The organism is Tessaracoccus pujii (genome assembly GCF_054483895.1).
Genome location: NZ_CM137012.1, coordinates 3,062,661 through 3,079,034, shown reverse-complemented (window position 1 = coordinate 3,079,034; position 16,374 = coordinate 3,062,661). Strand labels below are relative to the sequence as shown.

At 69.2% G+C, this 16,374-nt stretch carries 13 protein-coding genes; 6 read left to right on the top strand and 7 right to left on the bottom strand.

The window, feature by feature from the left end:
- Positions 1-6: 6 nt before the first annotated feature.
- The 3 genes from ACX1D0_RS14325 to istA all read right to left on the bottom strand — a co-directional run bounded on the left by ACX1D0_RS14325 (position 7) and on the right by istA (position 4,064).
- On the bottom strand, positions 7-1,569 hold the full coding sequence (locus ACX1D0_RS14325; protein WP_459018671.1) for an FG-GAP-like repeat-containing protein: 1,563 nt from the start codon (positions 1,567-1,569) through the stop codon (positions 7-9).
- A 168-nt stretch (positions 1,570-1,737) separates the two neighbouring features.
- Positions 1,738-2,541 carry an IS21-like element helper ATPase IstB gene (istB, locus tag ACX1D0_RS14320; protein WP_459017651.1) on the bottom strand — a complete coding sequence of 268 codons (804 nt, stop codon included), beginning with the start codon at positions 2,539-2,541 and terminating at the stop codon, positions 1,738-1,740.
- Entirely contained in the window at positions 2,538-4,064 is a 1,527-nt protein-coding gene (gene istA, locus ACX1D0_RS14315) for an IS21 family transposase (protein WP_459017652.1), read from the bottom strand. The genes istB and istA overlap by 4 nt, the downstream gene beginning before the upstream one ends.
- A 335-nt stretch (positions 4,065-4,399) precedes the next feature.
- Between istA and argG the strand changes: the two genes are divergently transcribed.
- From argG to ACX1D0_RS14295, 4 genes are all read left to right on the top strand, one after another.
- Entirely contained in the window at positions 4,400-5,821 is a 1,422-nt protein-coding gene (gene argG, locus ACX1D0_RS14310; RefSeq protein WP_459020460.1) for an argininosuccinate synthase, read from the top strand.
- A 311-nt stretch (positions 5,822-6,132) separates the two neighbouring features.
- A complete protein-coding gene (locus ACX1D0_RS14305) occupies positions 6,133-6,651 on the top strand; it encodes a WhiB family transcriptional regulator (RefSeq protein ID WP_459018670.1) in 519 nt (172 codons plus the stop codon).
- Between the two features lie 71 nt (positions 6,652-6,722).
- Positions 6,723-7,679 carry a TIGR03885 family FMN-dependent LLM class oxidoreductase gene (locus ACX1D0_RS14300; RefSeq protein ID WP_459018669.1) on the top strand — a complete coding sequence of 319 codons (957 nt, stop codon included), beginning with the start codon at positions 6,723-6,725 and terminating at the stop codon, positions 7,677-7,679.
- 14 nt (positions 7,680-7,693) lie between these two features.
- Positions 7,694-9,355: an alpha-amylase family protein gene (locus ACX1D0_RS14295; protein ID WP_459018668.1), complete on the top strand. Its 1,662-nt coding sequence runs from the start codon at positions 7,694-7,696 to the stop codon at positions 9,353-9,355.
- Here the strand turns inward: ACX1D0_RS14295 and ACX1D0_RS14290 are convergent.
- Together ACX1D0_RS14290 and serS are read right to left on the bottom strand one after the other, a co-directional pair.
- Entirely contained in the window at positions 9,316-10,152 is an 837-nt protein-coding gene (locus ACX1D0_RS14290) for an HAD family hydrolase (RefSeq protein WP_459020459.1), read from the bottom strand. The genes ACX1D0_RS14295 and ACX1D0_RS14290 overlap by 40 nt on opposite strands.
- Before the next feature lie 105 nt (positions 10,153-10,257).
- Entirely contained in the window at positions 10,258-11,523 is a 1,266-nt protein-coding gene (gene serS, locus ACX1D0_RS14285; RefSeq protein ID WP_459018667.1) for a serine--tRNA ligase, read from the bottom strand.
- Between the two features lie 117 nt (positions 11,524-11,640).
- Here serS and ACX1D0_RS14280 point away from each other — a divergent pair, with 117 nt between their 5' ends.
- Both ACX1D0_RS14280 and ACX1D0_RS14275 read left to right on the top strand, forming a co-directional pair.
- Positions 11,641-12,843: an MFS transporter gene (locus tag ACX1D0_RS14280; RefSeq protein WP_459018666.1), complete on the top strand. Its 1,203-nt coding sequence runs from the start codon at positions 11,641-11,643 to the stop codon at positions 12,841-12,843.
- 38 nt (positions 12,844-12,881) lie between these two features.
- Positions 12,882-14,423, top strand: a complete 1,542-nt coding sequence (locus ACX1D0_RS14275; protein ID WP_459018665.1) for a bifunctional phosphatase PAP2/diacylglycerol kinase family protein — start codon at positions 12,882-12,884, stop codon at positions 14,421-14,423.
- A 178-nt stretch (positions 14,424-14,601) separates the two neighbouring features.
- Here ACX1D0_RS14275 and pheA read toward each other — a convergent pair whose 3' ends face one another.
- Complete coding sequence (gene pheA, locus ACX1D0_RS14270) at positions 14,602-15,501, bottom strand: prephenate dehydratase (protein WP_459018664.1); 900 nt, start codon at positions 15,499-15,501, stop codon at positions 14,602-14,604.
- Positions 15,502-15,553: 52 nt separating this feature from the next.
- Positions 15,554-16,366: a DUF1206 domain-containing protein gene (locus tag ACX1D0_RS14265; protein ID WP_459018663.1), complete on the bottom strand. Its 813-nt coding sequence runs from the start codon at positions 16,364-16,366 to the stop codon at positions 15,554-15,556.
- Between the last annotated feature and the right edge of the window lie 8 nt (positions 16,367-16,374).

Here is a 16,374-nt window from a genome sequence, read left to right as displayed (position 1 = left end):
AGCCACTCAGGCCAAGACGTTCAAGCTGGACCACGTGCCTCCGGCGGGATGCGCGAGGGTGACGCGGGGCAGCAGGCTGCCGGTGCCGGTGCCTGGATAGAGGTACATTGCGCCGCTACTCCTCTGCCGAGCAACGAGATCAGGGGACCTGTCACCGTCGAGGTCGGTCATGCCCTCGATCATGTCCATCGCCCCCCAGCCGGTCCCGAGCCTGGTGCGCGCGAGCAGGCTCCCCGTGCCGTTCCCGGGGTAGAACCACAGGTACCCAGTGCTGCGCTCACGCGCGATGAGGTCGGGATCGCCGTCGGAATTAAAGTCTCCGGTGGAGACGAGCACATCCATGACGTTCCACCCAGTGCCGATCCGTTGGCGCTTCTGACCGCTGAATGTGTCGCCCTTGTAGAGCCAGAGCTCCCCGGTCGACTTCTGCACGGAGAGCAGGTCCGTCCTGCCGTCGCCGTTGAAGTCGCCGACGCCGGCTATGTCGCCCATGCCGTTCCAGCCGTTGCCGATCCTCTTGCGGGTGGGCCCGCCGTACCCGTAGCCGACGTAGAGGTACAGGTCGCCCGTCGAAGACTCTCTGGCGACGAAGTCGCTGCTGCCGTCGCCGTTGGCGTCACCCACCACCTCGAGGAGGTTCATCACACCCCAGCCCGTGCCAATCTGCTGCCTGGTGAACTGTCCCCGCTCGTTGCCCGCGTAGCGCCAGAGCTTCCCGTCGGGACTGCGTGCGAGGAGGTCGTTCTTCCAGTCACCGTTGAGGTCGTTGAGAAATCCGGTCATCGTCGGCAGCGGCTTCGCGAATGCCGTGAACTGGTAGGTGCCGCAGGTGCGGTCGTAGTCCCGGGTGTCGTCGTACCACTGCGAGATGAGTACGGGCCCGCCGGAGAAGCTCGCCTGCGTGCAGCGGTCCAGAGCCTCGTTCGCATAGTCGAGCCGACCCGCAGTGGCCCACACGGGGACAGCGGGGAGCTTCCAGCCACCGACGATCTCGTTCCACCCATTCGTGAAGGAGTAAAGACCGTATGCGTAGCCGGAGTCGGACAGACCCCTCATGAACCCCTCCACGACGGCGCGGTTCAGCGCACGCTTCACCGCAGTCCCGCTCGGCCACGGCTGCGCGGGCCGGGGTTCCACGTCGATCCACACCACCGGCGGCCTCCACCCGACCTGGGACAGGTAGGCCACCGAGTCCTTGGCCTGCGCGTAGCCGACGTTGCTGAGTCGTGCCGCCAGAGTGGTGGACCGCCATGGTCCCCACGTGCCGTACTTGGTCAGCTGGGCCGCAGTGGGATATGTGGCCATCCCGTACGCGTGCGCGGGCTTGGACCGCGACGTCGCCCACTGCACTTGACTGACGAGACAGGGGTTGAGCGTGAACGCCAGCCCTCGCGTGAGCCCGATGATGACGAACTGAGTGGTGGCCGGCGGCATCGGGAGGCCGTACCCCGCGGGCGCCGGGCATTGGGGCCACGACACATCGTGGCCGAAGAGGTCCGCGGCCTCGGCGCGGGGAGCCCCCGAGAAGGACGCGAGGACGACGAGGACTGTCACTAGAAGACGCGACACGATCGCTCTTCTTGACGTCCGCTGCTGCGCTGACATGTCAAGGGCCACTGGTTTCTGCCCGGAGGCGGACATGAAACCTGCCCGGTAGCGGTCACGAGAAGTGCCCGGTGGTGGCCATGGGATCTGCCCCAGGGGGTTGTTGGCCATCCACCTCGGTCGAGGGCGTGGTTAGTGCAAGGGGGTCACCCCCCGGCCGGCGAGTGCTTGGGTGAGGCGGACGCTGTCGCCGCTGGTTTGGCAGACGTGGGCGTGGTGGAGGAGCCGGTCGACGGTGGCGGTGGCCAGCGTTTTGGGCATGAGTTCGTCGAAGCCGGCGGGGTGGAGGTTGGAGCTGATCGCGACGGAGCGTTTCTCGTAGGCGGCGTCGACCAAGCGGTAGAGGCCCTCGGCGGCGTCGTGGGACACGGGCAGCAGGCCGATGTCATCGACGACGACGACGTCGGCGCGCAGGATCCGGGCGATGGCTTTCGACACGGTGTCGTCGGCGCGGTGCCGGCGCAGCAGGAGGCCGAGGTCTTCGAGGGTGAACCAGGCGACGCGTAGTCCTTGTTCGACGGCGTGTTGGCCGAGTGCTTCGAGGAAGAACGTCTTCCCGGTGCCGGAGGGGCCGCAGACGACGAGGTTCTCCCGCCGACCGACCCATTCCAGGGTCCGGAGTGCTTGTTGGGTGGGGGCCGGGATCGATGAGGCGGTCGGCTGCCAGGCGTCGAAGGTTTTCCCGGTGGGGAACCCGGCGGCGGTGCGGCGGGTGGCGAGCGCGGAGCGTTCCCTTCCGGTGACCTCTTCGATGAGGAGGGCCTTGATGATTTCGGCGGGGTCCCAGCGTTGCGCTCGGGCGGTGGCGAGGATGTCAGGTGCCTGGGCCCGCATGTAGGGCAACCGCATCCGGCGCAGCAGGCCTTCCAGATCGGCCGGTAGCGGCGGGGCGACCGGGACTCCCGCGACGGGGACGGCGACCTTCGGTGCGGTCATGAGGCGATCTCCTGGGCGGGGTTGGTGCCGTAGGTGGCCCAGCCGCGGGTGCCTTGGGTCAGGGACTGGTCCTCGCTGGCCTGCAGCTGTTGGGGGTGGGGTCGGCTGCGGTGGTGGTCGAGGATGGAGGCGAGGTCGGCCTCGGCGAAGCGGCCGTGGACGGCGGCATGCCCCAAGGCCCAGTCGACGTCGGCGGGGTTGAACAGGCGTGCCAGCTGGACCGCGGCGGCCATCTTGACCCGCATCTTCCCGGTGCCCGCGTGAGCGGCCTCGACCAGCCAGATCCGCGCCCCTTCACCGAGGGCGAGGAACTCGGTGTCAGCGACCGTCTTCGCCCTGGGTGACCGCTCCAGGGCCCCGGCCGGGGCGGGCGGGAAATGCAGCCCCTCAAGCATCGGCGTGCCTGGGGTGGCGCGTCGGTGGCGGGCGACCTCGACCGGGCCCGCGTCGTCGAGGTGGCAGATCACGATCTGCTCATCCGCGCCGCGGCCGTGGACGCGGACCCAGACCGTCTCGCCGCAGAGCCGGTGAGGGACGGAGTACTGGCCGTGTTCGAAGTTCACCATCGGCGTGTTGTCCGGCACCACCCTCGTGGTCCCGAACGCGACCGTGAACGGCGCCGCGGCGACAGGATGCAACCGTGGGCGTTCCTCGGCCAGCATCTCGGCCGGGGCCCGGCGGGTGACCCGATGCGGGCGGGCGTTGACCAAGTCGCAGAACGCCTCGCAGGCGGCTTCGAGGTCGGCGAACGTGTCGTAGGCGTCGCGCAGGTTGGCGTCGGTGGGCACCAGGTCGGCCTTCGCGAGCTTCACCGATGATTCGGTGCCGCCCTTGCTCGCCGGGTCCGCCGGAACACATGTGTGAACCGTCACCGCATAATGCGAGGCGAAGGCGACCAGCTGCTGGTTCCGGACCGGGATCCCGGCGATGTGCTCACTGGTGACGGTCTTCTCGTTGTCGGTCAACACATACGTCGGGACGCCCCCGATCCGGCGGAACGTGACATCCAAGGCGGCGAACACCGAGGGCAGGGTCTTGTCCCGCAGCGGCAGCACCACCCGGAATCTCGACCACGCGACCCAGGCGACGAACAGGACCGTCTTGACCCCGTCGATCAACGGCCCGTCGCCGTAGTCGTACTGCAACCACATCCCGGGCTCGGTCACCCACGGCCGATGAACCCGGCGGTTCCCGACCCGGAACGCGGTCTTCGCGGCCGCGACCGCTCGGCGGGTGGTGCGCTCCGAGCCGGTGTAGCCCAGCCACTCCAGCTTCTGGTGGACCCTGTCGGCGCGGACCTTCCCCTTCGACCGCTCGACCCACTCCTCGACCTTCTCCAGGTAGTCGTCGATCAACTGCGGCCGGCGGGCCGTCCCCGACGGCGGGCCACCCAGCTTGTCGCGGGCCTCCACATAGCGTTTCACCGTGTGATGGGAACACCCCACCAACTCGGCGGTGTCACGCAACGACCCGGTCAGATCGTAAGCATCCAAGATTTCCATGATTTCCTCGGCAGACTTCAAGATGTCCCTTCCCGGGTGACGAACAGTGCTTCAGCACCACTCATCGCACTCGAGGAAGGGACGCCGACCGCGGACGCGGCAGGCAACGGATGTCGTGTCGGGCAGATCCCATGGCCACCACCGGGCAGATTTCATGACCGCCAGCGGGCAACTACATGACCGTCACTGGGCATTTTTCCGTGTCCGCCGACACTGACATGACGCCCCCATCATTTGGCCCTGCATCCATAGTGCGCCTGTCCATGCCAAAGCGCCATGGCCGAGACCCGACGTTCAGCGGTCACGCCGGCCGGACGGCCCTGCTGGTGCGGGTGACGATCATCTACAGTGTCTCCGTGTCCAAAGTCCTGACCTCCCTTCCCGTCGGCGAGCGCGTCGGCATCGCATTCTCCGGCGGCCTCGATACCTCCGTCGCCGTCGCCTGGATGAAGGAGGCAGGGGCCGTCCCCTGCACCTACACCGCAGACATCGGCCAGTACGACGAGCCTGACATCGAGTCGGTGCCGGGCCGCGCGCTGCAGTACGGGGCGGAGCTGTCGCGACTGGTGGACTGCCGGACCCAGCTCGTCGAGGAGGGACTCTCGGCCCTGGCCTGCGGCGCATTCCACATCCGCTCCGCCGGCAAGGCGTACTTCAACACGACCCCCATCGGTCGCGCTGTCACCGGCACGCTGCTGGTCCGCGCGATGGCCGACGACAATGTGTTCATCTGGGGAGACGGCTCCACCTACAAGGGCAACGACATCGAGCGGTTCTACCGCTACGGCCTCATGGCCAACCCGCAGCTGCGCATCTACAAGCCGTGGCTCGACGAGGAGTTCGTCCGCCAGCTCGGCGGCCGCGACGAAATGAGCCAGTGGCTCACCGAGCGCAAGCTCCCCTACCGCGACTCCAAGGAGAAGGCCTACTCCACCGACGCCAACATCTGGGGCGCCACGCACGAGGCCAAGACCCTCGAGGACCTTGACGTGTCACTCGAGACGGTCGAGCCCATCATGGGCGTCAAGTACTGGGACCCGACCGTGGACATCGCCGCCGAGGACGTGAGCGTCCGCTTCGAGCTCGGCCGCCCCGTCGCGATCAACGGAGTGCGCTTCGACGACCCGGTGGCGCTGGTCATGGAGGCCAACGCCATCGGCGGCCGCCACGGGCTGGGCATGAGCGACCAGATCGAGAACCGCATCATCGAGGCGAAGTCCCGCGGCATTTACGAGGCACCCGGCATGGCGGTGCTGTGGATCGCCTACGAGCGGCTGCTCAGCGCCATCCACAACGAGGACACGCTCGCCAACTACCGCTCAGAGGGCCTGCGCCTGGGCCGCCTGCTGTACGAGGGAAGGTGGCTGGATCCTCAGTCGCTCATGTTGCGGGAGTCCATCACGCGCTGGGTGGCCTCCGCCGTCACCGGCGAGGTGGACCTGCGGCTCCGTCGCGGAGACGACTACACCATCCTGGACACCCGCGGTCCGCACCTGTCGTACCAGCCGCACAAGCTGTCCATGGAGCGCGTCGAGGACGCCGCGTTCGGGCCCACAGACCGCATCGGCCAGCTGACCATGCGCAACCTGGACATCGCGGACTCGCGCGAGAAGCTGGAGCTCTACGCAGCCCAGGGCACGCTGCTGTCGAGCCACCAGGACCTCATCGGACGGCTTGAGGCGGGCGGCGCGGCCGCCATCGCCGAGTTGGGCGCCACCGGGCCCTCCGACGTCGACGAGGCCGTGGCAGGTTCCTCGATGGAGTCCGGCACCGACTGAAGTCCCGGCGCTCAGCACGCGCACGGCCCGCCGTGCAATAGCCGAAAGGTAACACTTCCCGCTTCCAGGTGAACGGCGGGTAAAGCACCCTGTCACGGGCACGTCGACGACGGCCGCGGAGCGTGTCACGCTCGCCATTTGAGTATCCGCACTCAAAAGCGCTGCGTTGCCTACTCACCTTTTTCGGGTAGCAGCGCCCATCGTCGAGCGCCCGTCCACCCGCTTCCTCTTGGGACCGTTGATACCGGGGATGCAGTCCCCTGACGATAGCTTGAACAAGGGGGCAGTTCATGGCCGAGGTGACGCCGTGCGTGAAGTATCCGACCATCTTTCTCCACCCTCTGCTCGAGGACGGAGCCTCTGCCGGGTCAGGAGGCGAGCGCCGTGAGCAGTCGATGCTCGAGTCGCAGGCTGACGCGATGTGCGCCTCCTGCCCACTTCAGGCCCGATGCCTCACGGACGCCGTGACCAGGTTCGACGTATCCGGCTTCGTCGCCGGCACCACCCGACGCCAGCGCCAGGAGATCCGCCTGCGGCTCGGCGTGGAGGTGCCGCCGGACAATCTCGACGCGCTGGCCGGGGCACCGTCGGGCCGTCAGTTCGACCGCCACGAGATCCACCGGCTCCGCACCGCGCACCCCACGCAACCGCTCAGCGTCCTGGCGTCGAAGATCGGCTGCTCGGTGTCCACCATCAAGCGTCATCTCCGCAAGATTGAGGAGGAGGGTTTGGCGGTGCGGCCCTCGGACCGCCCCCGGCCGACCCCACGCGAGGTCATGGCCGTGGCGTCGGAGGTCCGGAGAGGATCGCGCCGCGCCGCCGCGGCCTGACACCGTCGCCGAAGCTACCCAGTTTGGGCGAAACCTTGAATCGCGGGGTCCTGTGCCACAAGAGTGGGGGCATGACGCGAATCGGCTTCCACGCCTCCCACGAACAGATCTCGCCGCGCCAACTCCTGCTCGACGTCCAGCACGCCGAGCGGGTGGGATTCGACATGGCCATGTGCTCGGATCACTACAAGCCGTGGTCAGAGCGGCAGGGCCACTCCGGTTACACGTGGTCCTGGCTGGGCGCGGCGCTGGCCACCACCGGGCTCGCGTTCGGCTGCGTGTGCGCGCCGGGCCAGCGGTACCACCCCGCCGTCGTTGCGCAGAAGATCGGCACGCTGGCGTCGATGTTCCCGGGCCGCTTCTGGACCGCGCTGGCCAGCGGCGAGGCGATGAACGAGTCCATCACCGGGGAGCGTTGGCCGGCCAAGGAGGAGCGGATCGAGCGTCTTGAGGAGTGCGTCGAGGTGATCCAGCGCCTCCTCGACGGCGAGGAGGTCAGCTTCTCCGGCCTGATCACCGTCGATCGGGCGAAGGTGTGGGATCGGCCCGAGGTGCGCCCGGCGCTGTTGACGCCCGCCGTCTCGGCCGAGTCCGCCGCCCGGTCGGCCGCCTGGGCGGACGGCCTGATCACGGTGAACCAGGACCACGCGACGCTGCGGCAGGTGATCGCCGCCTACCGTGACGCCGACGGCCAGGGTCCCCTGGCGCTGCAGCTGCACCTGTCCTGGGCCCCGACCATGGAGGAGGCCGAGCAGATCGCCTTCGACCAGTGGCGCTCCAACGTGCTCGGGGATCCGCTGTCCTGGGACATCGCCACCGTCGAGGGCTTCGACGCGGCGTCGAAGCACGTCACGCTGGACTCCGTGCGTCAGGTGGTGCGGATCTCCGACGACCTCGAGCAGCACGCCACCTGGATCCGGGAGTATGCCGACCTCGGCTTCGACGACATCTACCTGCACTACGTGGGCCAGCATCAGACCGCCTACCTCGACGCGTTCGGTGAGTACGTGCTGCCGAACGCCCGCTGACAAGGAGACCCACCATGAGAATCACGGACACCAGCGACCTGTGGTGGAAGAGCGCGGTGGTCTACTGCCTCGACATCGAGACCTACCTCGACGCCAACGGCGACGGCGTGGGTGACCTGGCGGGTCTCTCCCATCGCATCGACTACCTGGCCCAGCTCGGCGTCAACTGCCTGTGGCTGATGCCGTTCTACCCCTCACCCGATCGGGACGACGGCTACGACGTCAAGGACTTCTACGGCGTGGACCCTCGGCTCGGCAACCACGGTGAACTGGTGGAGGTGATCCGCACCGCCCACGATCGCGGCATCCGGGTGATCGCAGACCTGATCGTCAACCACACCTCGGACCAGCACCCGTGGTTCGTGGCGTCGCGGCGGAGCACGACGAACCCCTTCCGTGACTACTACGTGTGGCGCGGCACGGACCCCGGCGACACCTCGGCCGAGGTGGTGTTCCCAGGCGAGGAGGACGGGATCTGGACGCTCGACCACCGCACGGACGAGTGGTATCTGCATCACTTCTACGCGCACCAGCCCGACCTCAACCTCGCCAACCCAGCCGTGATGGACGAGATCCTGCGCACCGTCGGATTCTGGCTGGAGCTCGGCATCGACGGTTTCCGCGTCGACGCCGTGCCGTTCCTGCTCCAGAACACCCAGAACTCGGGCACCAGGACGATGCCCGTGGATCCCCACGACGTCATCAAGCAGATCCGCGCGTTCCTTCAGCGGCGCAAGGGCCACGCCGTGCTGCTGGGCGAAGTGAACGTGCCGCACGCCGAGCAACGGGAGTTCTTCGGTGGTGACGTCGGCGACGAACTGCAGATGATGTTCGACTTCATCGCCATGCAGGCCACCTACCTGTCGCTGGCCCGGCAGGATCCCCGCCCTCTGATCAAGGCGTTGGAGGACAGGCCGCCGATCCACCACACCTGCCAGTGGGCCACGTTCCTGCGCAATCACGACGAGCTGACCCTGGACAAGCTCACCGAGGAGGAGCGCCACGAGGTCTTCGAGGCGTTCGGCCCCGAGAAGGCGATGCAGGTCTACGACCGCGGCCTCAAGCGACGACTGCCACCCATGCTCGGCGGAGACCCGAGACGCGTCCGGATGGCCTACAGCCTCATGTTCTCCCTGCCCGGCACGCCCACCCTCTACTACGGCGAGGAGATCGGGATGGGCGAAGACCTCGAGGCCCCGGGCCGGATGGCCGTGCGCACCCCGATGCAGTGGGGGCCGGGCCGAAACGGAGACTTCTCGATGGCGAAGCCCGGGAAGCTGATCCAGCGCGTCACACCGGACGGGTACGGCCCCAAGCACGTCAACTTCGCAGACCAGGAGCACGACCCGGACTCGCTGTGGTCCTTCATCCGGACACTGATCAGCATCCGCCGCCGCCGCGCCGAGGTGGGATGGGGAGACTTCTCCGTCATCGAGACCGAGTCCGCGTCGGTGCTGGCGCACCAGGTGTCGCTCGACGGGTCGGCGGTGGTGGCGGTACACAACTTCTCGGCCGATCCGGTGTCGGTCTCGCTCGCCGACGCGTTCGGAGACGAGGACGTCGTGGAGGACCTGCTCGCCGGGGAGGCGACGGTGGTGCACGACGGCAGTCTGTCCGTCAGCCTGGAGGGCTACGGCTACCGCTGGTACCGCGTGAGGTCCACTCCCGGTCCCTGACCACATGACACGAGGGCCGGGAACCACCGGTCGAGCTCCTCGACGGTGCCGAGGTCGGCGAAGTTGCCTGTGACGGCGTCCGCCGCCTCCTTGACCACGTCCGGGGCGTCGCCCATCGCCACCCCCCGGCCGGCCCACTCGAGCATCTCGATGTCGTTGCGGCCGTCGCCGATGGCCAGGACATCGGCCGCGTCGATGCCCAACTCGTCGCACACGATCTGGAGGCCGTGCGCCTTGTCCACCCCCAGCGGCGCGATGTCCAGCCACGCGGACCAGCCGATGAAGTAGGCCACCTCGTGCAGCCCCAACTGGCTCACCAGCCCGTCGAACACCTCCTCGGAGCTGTGCGGATCCCGCACGATGACGCGCGACACCTCCCGCGAGGCCAGCTCGTCGATGCTCTCGATGCTCACCTCGCCCAGCAGCTCGCCCTCGGGGAAGGGCCGGTTGACCCGCCAGTGCATCCCGTCCTGGACCGCGATGCAGGCACTGGGCGCGAGCTCGGCCACGCGGTGCACCGTGTCCCCGGGATCGAACCGCGACTCGTGGCGGATCTCGAACGGCGGGTAGGTCACCACCATGGCGCCGTTCGACGACACCGCCCAGCCTGCCGGCAGATCCAGGTGGTCGAAGATGGTCTCGGTGGCAAGCCAGGAGCGTCCCGTGGACAGCACCACCGGGATCCCGGCGTCGACGACGCGACGCACGGCGTCCCGGACCTCCGGCGGCATCTCCCCGAACGGGTCGACGAGCGTGCCGTCGATGTCTAGGGCCACCAGTTTCGGGCTGAACTTCACGGACACAGATGAACCTCTCTTGCGGTGTGCCGACGGGGGCCGGGTGGGCGAAGCCTGCCACGTGCAGGTGAACGCCCGGTTGCCGGCGCCCCAACGGCGGGTGGGTTAGGCAAGCGCCTCCCGGCCACCCAGGTAGGGCCGGAGCGCCTCCGGGACGCGCACCGAGCCGTCGGCCTGCTGGTGGTTCTCCAGCAGCATGATGATGATGCGGGTCATGGCGCACAGCGTGCCGTTGAGCGTGGCGACCGGGCGGACCCCGTCGTCGAACCTGCCCCGGATGCCGAGCCGCCGGGCCTGGAACTCGGTGCAGTTCGACGTGGACGTCACCTCGCGGTAGCGCTGCTGGGTGGGCAGCCAGGCGTAGCAGTCGTACTTGCGGGCCGCGGAGAGGCCGAGATCGCCCGACGCCACGTCGAGCACCTGGAACGGCACCTCGAGCAGCGTGAGGAACTCCTTCTCGAAGCCGAGCAGCTTCTCGTGCCACGCCTCGGCGTCCTCGGGTGCGCAGTGGACGAACATCTCCACCTTGTCGAACCAGTGCACGCGGAAGATGCCGCGGGTGTCGCGGCCGTGGGAGCCGGCCTCGCGCCGGAAGCACGGGGAGTAGGCGACGTACTGTCGCGGCAGGGTGGCGGCGTCGAGGATCTCGTCGGAGTGGAAGGCGGCCAGCGCCACCTCCGAGGTCCCGACGAGGTAGAGGTCATCGGCCGGGAGGTGATAGACGTCCTGCGCCGCCTGGCCGAGGAAACCGGTGCCCTCCATGGCCGACGGTTTCACCAGCGCCGGCGGGATCATGGGTGTGAAGCCCCACTCGGCGGCCTTGGTCATGGCGAGGTTGAGCAGCGCGAGCTCCAATTGGGCGCCCACTCCGGTGAGCACGTAGAACCGCGACCCCGAGATCTTGGTGCCGCGCTCCATGTCGATGGCACCCAGGCGCTCGCCGATCTCCAGGTGGTCCTTCGGTTCGAAGCCCTCGGCGGCGAAGTCCCGCGGGGTCCCGACGGTCTCGATCACCACGCCCTCATCCTCGCCGCCCTCGGGGACGCCGTCGAGCACGAGGTTGCCGACCTGCTTCATGAGGACGTCGAACGCGGCGCCGGCGGTGTCGGCGTCGGCCTGGGCCGTCTTCACATCTGCCGCCAGCTGCTTGCTGCGCTCGAGGATGGCGACGCGCTCGTCGCCCTTCGCCCGGGCCACCTCCTTGCCGAGGCCTTTCTGATCGGCGCGGAGGGTCTCGAACGCGAGGATCGAGGCGCGGCGGGCCTCGTCCGCGGCGATCAGCTCATCGACGAGCTCGACCGAGGCGCCGCGGGCGGCCTGGGAGCGTCGGATGCGGTCTGGATCCACGCGGAGCCACTTCGGATCAATCATGCCTCTACCCTACCGACGCCCGCATCGCGCTGTCCCCACCACCCTTGGGCCTGAGGAGAGCACCCACCGAAGCGTGGGGGCGTTTTGACGCGATCGACCGTCGCCTAGGGTAGGCGGGTGACGGAGAAGAGTGCGACGGCGAAGAGAGAGCCGATCTCTGCCGAGATCTGGGTGCTGGTAGCCTCCGCGATGCTCATCGCGCTGGGGTTCGGCATCGTCGCCCCGATCCTTCCCCAGTTCGCCCAGTCCTTCGACGTGGGGCTGATGGCGGCGTCGTCGATCGTGTCGGTCTTCGCCTTCATCCGGCTGATCTTCGCGCCCGCAGGCGGTGCGCTGGTCAACAAGCTCGGCGAACGACGCGTCTACCTGGTGGGCCTGCTCATCGTGGGCGGCTCCAGCGCGCTCAGCGGGCTCGCCACCGACTTCTGGATGCTCCTGGTGTTCCGCGGCATCGGCGGCATGGGCTCGGTGATGTTCACCGTCTCGGCGATGGCCCTGCTGGTCCGCCTGTCACCCCCCGCCCAGCGCGGGCACACGTCGTCGATGTACGGCACCGCGTTCCTGCTGGGCAACATCCTCGGCCCCATCCTCGGCTCGGCGATGCAGGGGCTCGGGCTACGGGCGCCGTTCTTCATCTACGCCGGCGCCGTGTTCCTCGCCGCCGGGGTGGTCCTGATCTTCCTCCGCGGGGGCACGGGCGGGAGGCCCGTCAAGGGTGAGCACCAGGAGCGGATGACGCTGGCCGAGGCCATGGGGATGCCCTACTACCGGGCGCTGCTGGTCACCGGCTTCGCGCACGGCTGGTCCAACTTCGGGGTGCGGATCGCGCTGTTGCCCCTCATGGCGGCCGCCGTGCCCACCATCGGCAATCAGGCGGCGGGCATCGCGCTCACGCTCTTCGCCCTCGGCAACGCCGTCACGCAGCAGGCCACGGGCCGGCTGGTGGACCGCATGGGGCGGCGGCCGTTCCTGGTCCTCGGCCTCGCCGTGTCCGCCGTCGCCACCGTCTTCTTCGGATGGGTGGACTCGCTCTGGGTCTTCCTGGCTCTGTCCGCCCTGGCCGGGGCGGGGGCGGCGCTGATCGCCCCCGCGTCCCAGGCCCTGATGGCCGACATCATCGGCTCCAATCGCAACGGCGGCCAGGCCCTGTCGACCTACTCCATGTCCATGGACATGGGCTCGATCGCGGGCACCATGCTCGCCGGGGCGATCGCGGACGCCGTCGGATTCGGCTGGGCGTTCGCCGTCACCGGGGTGGTGATGGCCGCGGCCGTGCTGCCCTGGCTGGTGGTCCGACGGCATCCGTTCCGCGCCGCCTGAAACACCCGCGCAGAGCGCCGCGGTGGAAGAATCGGCGCATGGGGCGACGTTCGCGCGTGACGGTCGGGGCGGCGCTGGCCTTCGGCGTCGCCTTCCTGGTGTGGACGCTGCTGCTCCCCACGTTCGTCGACGACCTGTGGCCCCACTCCCCCGTCTCCGACCGCTCCGTCGCCGGCCAGATCGCGGCGGCGGTGGCATTGGTGACGGCCCCCATCGTCGTGTACCCGCTCCTGCTGGTCCTCGCGTGGTGGGCCGCCCGCCGGCGGTTCCGGGCGATGGCCCGGGCGATCGCGATCGCGGTGGTGCTGGCCGTGACAGGCACGGCCCTGCTGAAGATCACGGTGGGCCGCGACCGCCCCGCCAGTCCCTGGGACTATCTGGTGAGCAGCGACCCGATGAGCTACCCGTCGGCGCACACGGTGGGCGCGACGGTCGCGGCAATGCTGGTCGCCGTGCTCGCCACCACCACCCGGCGCCCTCGCCGGGTGCGGGTCGCGGCGCACGTCCTGGGCGCGGCGGCCGTGGCGGTGGTGGCCGCAGACCGGCTCCTCCTGGGAGCGCACTTCGTCACCGACGTGGTGGGCGGGGTCCTGTTCGGCGGCCTGGTTGCGTCCGCTGCCTGCGTGCTCGGTGACGTGCACATGCTTCCGGCGGCCCCGGCACGAACCGGCCCCGGACGCCTCGTCGTGATCTACAACCCGACGAAGGTGCGCGACCTTGCCCTGCTGCACCGCTTCGTCGGGCACGACGCCGAGGCGCGCGGCTGGGCGCCGCCCATCTGGCTGGCCACCTCCGAGCACGATCCAGGTGGGGGGATGGCGCGCGCAGCGCTCGAGTCCGCGGCGGACCTTGTGCTCGTCGTCGGCGGCGACGGCACCGTGCGGGAGGTCTGCGCCGGGATGGAGGGCAGCCGGGTACCCATGGCCATCCTCCCGTCCGGCACCGGCAACCTGCTGGCCCGCAACCTCGGCGTGCCTCTGGACGCCGGCAGCGCGTTGGGGGTCGCGTTCACCGGGGCCGCGGAGGACATGGACCTGCTGCGGTACGCGGACCTGGACGGCGGCGTCGAAGGGATCGCGGCGGTGATGGTGGGCCTGGGCGCCGACGCCGCGGTCCTCCACGACACCGACGAGGCCCTCAAGCGCTCGCTCGGTCCCGCGGCCTACGTATGGGCCGGGATCGGCCACATCCGGGCCCGGCCCGTGGCTCTCCGGTTGACGGTCGACGGCAGGGTACCGCTGGAGCGCGACGCGTCGCTGGTGGAGGTGGGCAACGTCGGCGATCTGTACCCGGGAGTGTCGCTGATGCCGGCCGCGAGCGCGCACGACGGAACGCTGGAGGTGCTGGTGGCGTCGCCGCAGACGGCCGGTGATGTGGCGCGCATGATCGGCGGGGTGCTGCGGCGGTCGACGGACGAGCCCCTGCTAGACCGGGTGGAGGGACGCAGCGTCGTGGCCGAGTTCGCCGAGCCCGTGTTGTGCCAGGTCGACGGCGACGTGGTGGGCAGGGTTCAGCGGATCCGCTTCGAGGTGGTCCCGGCGGCCGTGCGGGTCGTCCTCCCCTCCACCCCTGAGAGTTGAGCCTGACACGGCTCTCGCTGGACCGCCTTGAGCCGGACACGGCTCTCGCGGGGGCTACTCGAGCCTGAACCGAGGCCCAACGCCCGGATCCGCTGTTTTGATCGTTCCAACCCCGACGAGACCAGTTTCAGGCTCAACGCAGATGGCCGGCGTCGGGGTACAGCAGCCGAGGGGGCGGTCAGCCGAGGGTGCGCACCCACCGCGCGGCGGCGTCGAACTCCTCGTCGGTGAAACCGTGGCCGATGACGGGGCGAGTCTCGTCCGCGCGCGCGTAGGACCCCAGGAAGTGCACCGTGGGGCAGATGCGGTGCAGCCCCTCCAACGCTTCGGCGACGCGCTTGTCATGCAGGTGCCCCTCGACATCGATCGAGAAGCAGTACGAGCCCAGCGTGGTCTTGGTCGGCCGCGACTCGATCCGGCTCAGGTTCACGCCGCGCACGGCGAACTGCTCAAGGATCTCCAGCAGAGCCCCCGCGTGGTCCTCACGCATGTAGGCCACCAGCGTGGTCTTGTCCGCACCGGTGCGGACGGGCACCGGCCCCGCGACCCCCACCTCCACGAACCGGGTCACCGCACCAGGGTTGTCCTCGATCTGGTAGGCCAGCTCGTCCAGTCCGTAGAGCTGACCCGCGACCCTCGCGCACACCGCGGCGTCGTAGCGCGAATCCGGGCGGGCCACCTCGGCCGCCGCGCCCGCCGTCGATCCCGCCTCCGTGATGTGGGCCTGGGGCACGGTCCGCGACAGCCAGTCACGGCACTGCGCCGCCGCGTGCCCGTGGGTCAGCACCTGGTGCACGTCGTCCATCGCGGTGCCGGGCCGGACGTACAGCCCGAACTCGACGGGGATGACGATCTCGCCGCGGATGGCCAGCGGCGAGCCTGCGATCAGCTCGTCCAGGGTGGCCGAGACCCCTCCCTCCACCGAGTTCTCGATGGGTACGACGGCGCCGCGGACCTCCCCGAGACGCACCGCGTCGAGAGCCTCGCGCACACTGGCGAAGGCGACGGCGTCGTCATCGGTGATGGTGCGCAACGCCTGGTGGGTGAAGGTCCCCGCGGGGCCGAAATAACCGAGCACGCCCTTAGGTTAGGCCATGGGCCTCCGGAGCAGCCGCGGGCTCTCCTGAGCGTCAGTCGCCCTTGTTGGCGGTCGTGGTGGCGCGCGCGATGCAGAACAGGCCGTACAGGATCAGGCCTACGCCGATGGCGATGAGGACGATCTGCCCCCCGGGCACCCCGACGAGGGACTTGAGTGCACCGTCGAGCCCGCCGGTGTCCGACGCGTCGCCGCTGACGACGGCCGCGACGAACAGGACCCCGACGATGGCCACGGCAAGGCCCTTGGCCAGATAGCCCACCACACCCAGCACCGTGAACGACCGGCGGAACCTCGGCGAGAGGTCGACGTCCTTGAGGAAGGACCTCGTGATGCCCCGCCCCATCATCGCCGCGCCGATGGCGAAGACGACGATGCCCGCCAGGACCAGCAACGCCGATCCCCACCAGCTCTGCAGCAGCACCGAACTCAGCGATTCGGTGGCCTCCTCGCCGTCGGCGGTGCCGCCTGATGCGTAGGTAAGGGCGGCCGCCCCCACCACGATGTACATGACGGCCCGACCGGCGCTCCTGGCCGCGTCGCGCTTCTTCTCGGTGATCTCACCGATGGCTACGGCGATCGAGTACGCCGCCAGCGCGAACAGGGCCAAGCCCACGAACCACAGCGCGACGGAGCCGAGCGGGTGCGCGTCGATGGCGCGCATCGCGCCGGACTGGTCCGCCGATCCGCCGACCCCCCGGGCGATGCCGATGGCGATCACCCCGATGATGGCGTGCACGATGCCGTTGACGATGTGGCCCGCGGCCGCCAGCCAGGCCGCGGCCGGGTGGTGTTCAACATCCTTGGCCTTGTCCTGCACGTCGTCCAGGATGCCCCCGTCGCTCATCCCCACAT

Bases quoted from the DNA above. Each gene is read 5' to 3' on its own strand.
- istB (WP_459017651.1), bottom strand. From the start codon at position 2,541: ATGACCGCACCGAAGGTCGCCGTCCCCGTCGCGGGAGTCCCGGTCGCC.
- ACX1D0_RS14300 (WP_459018669.1), top strand. From the start codon at position 6,723: ATGACGCGAATCGGCTTCCACGCCTCCCACGAACAGATCTCGCCGCGC.
- ACX1D0_RS14295 (WP_459018668.1), top strand. From the start codon at position 7,694: ATGAGAATCACGGACACCAGCGACCTGTGGTGGAAGAGCGCGGTGGTC.
- serS (WP_459018667.1), bottom strand. From the start codon at position 11,523: ATGATTGATCCGAAGTGGCTCCGCGTGGATCCAGACCGCATCCGACGC.
- ACX1D0_RS14275 (WP_459018665.1), top strand. From the start codon at position 12,882: ATGGGGCGACGTTCGCGCGTGACGGTCGGGGCGGCGCTGGCCTTCGGC.
- ACX1D0_RS14265 (WP_459018663.1), bottom strand. From the start codon at position 16,366: ATGAGCGACGGGGGCATCCTGGACGACGTGCAGGACAAGGCCAAGGAT.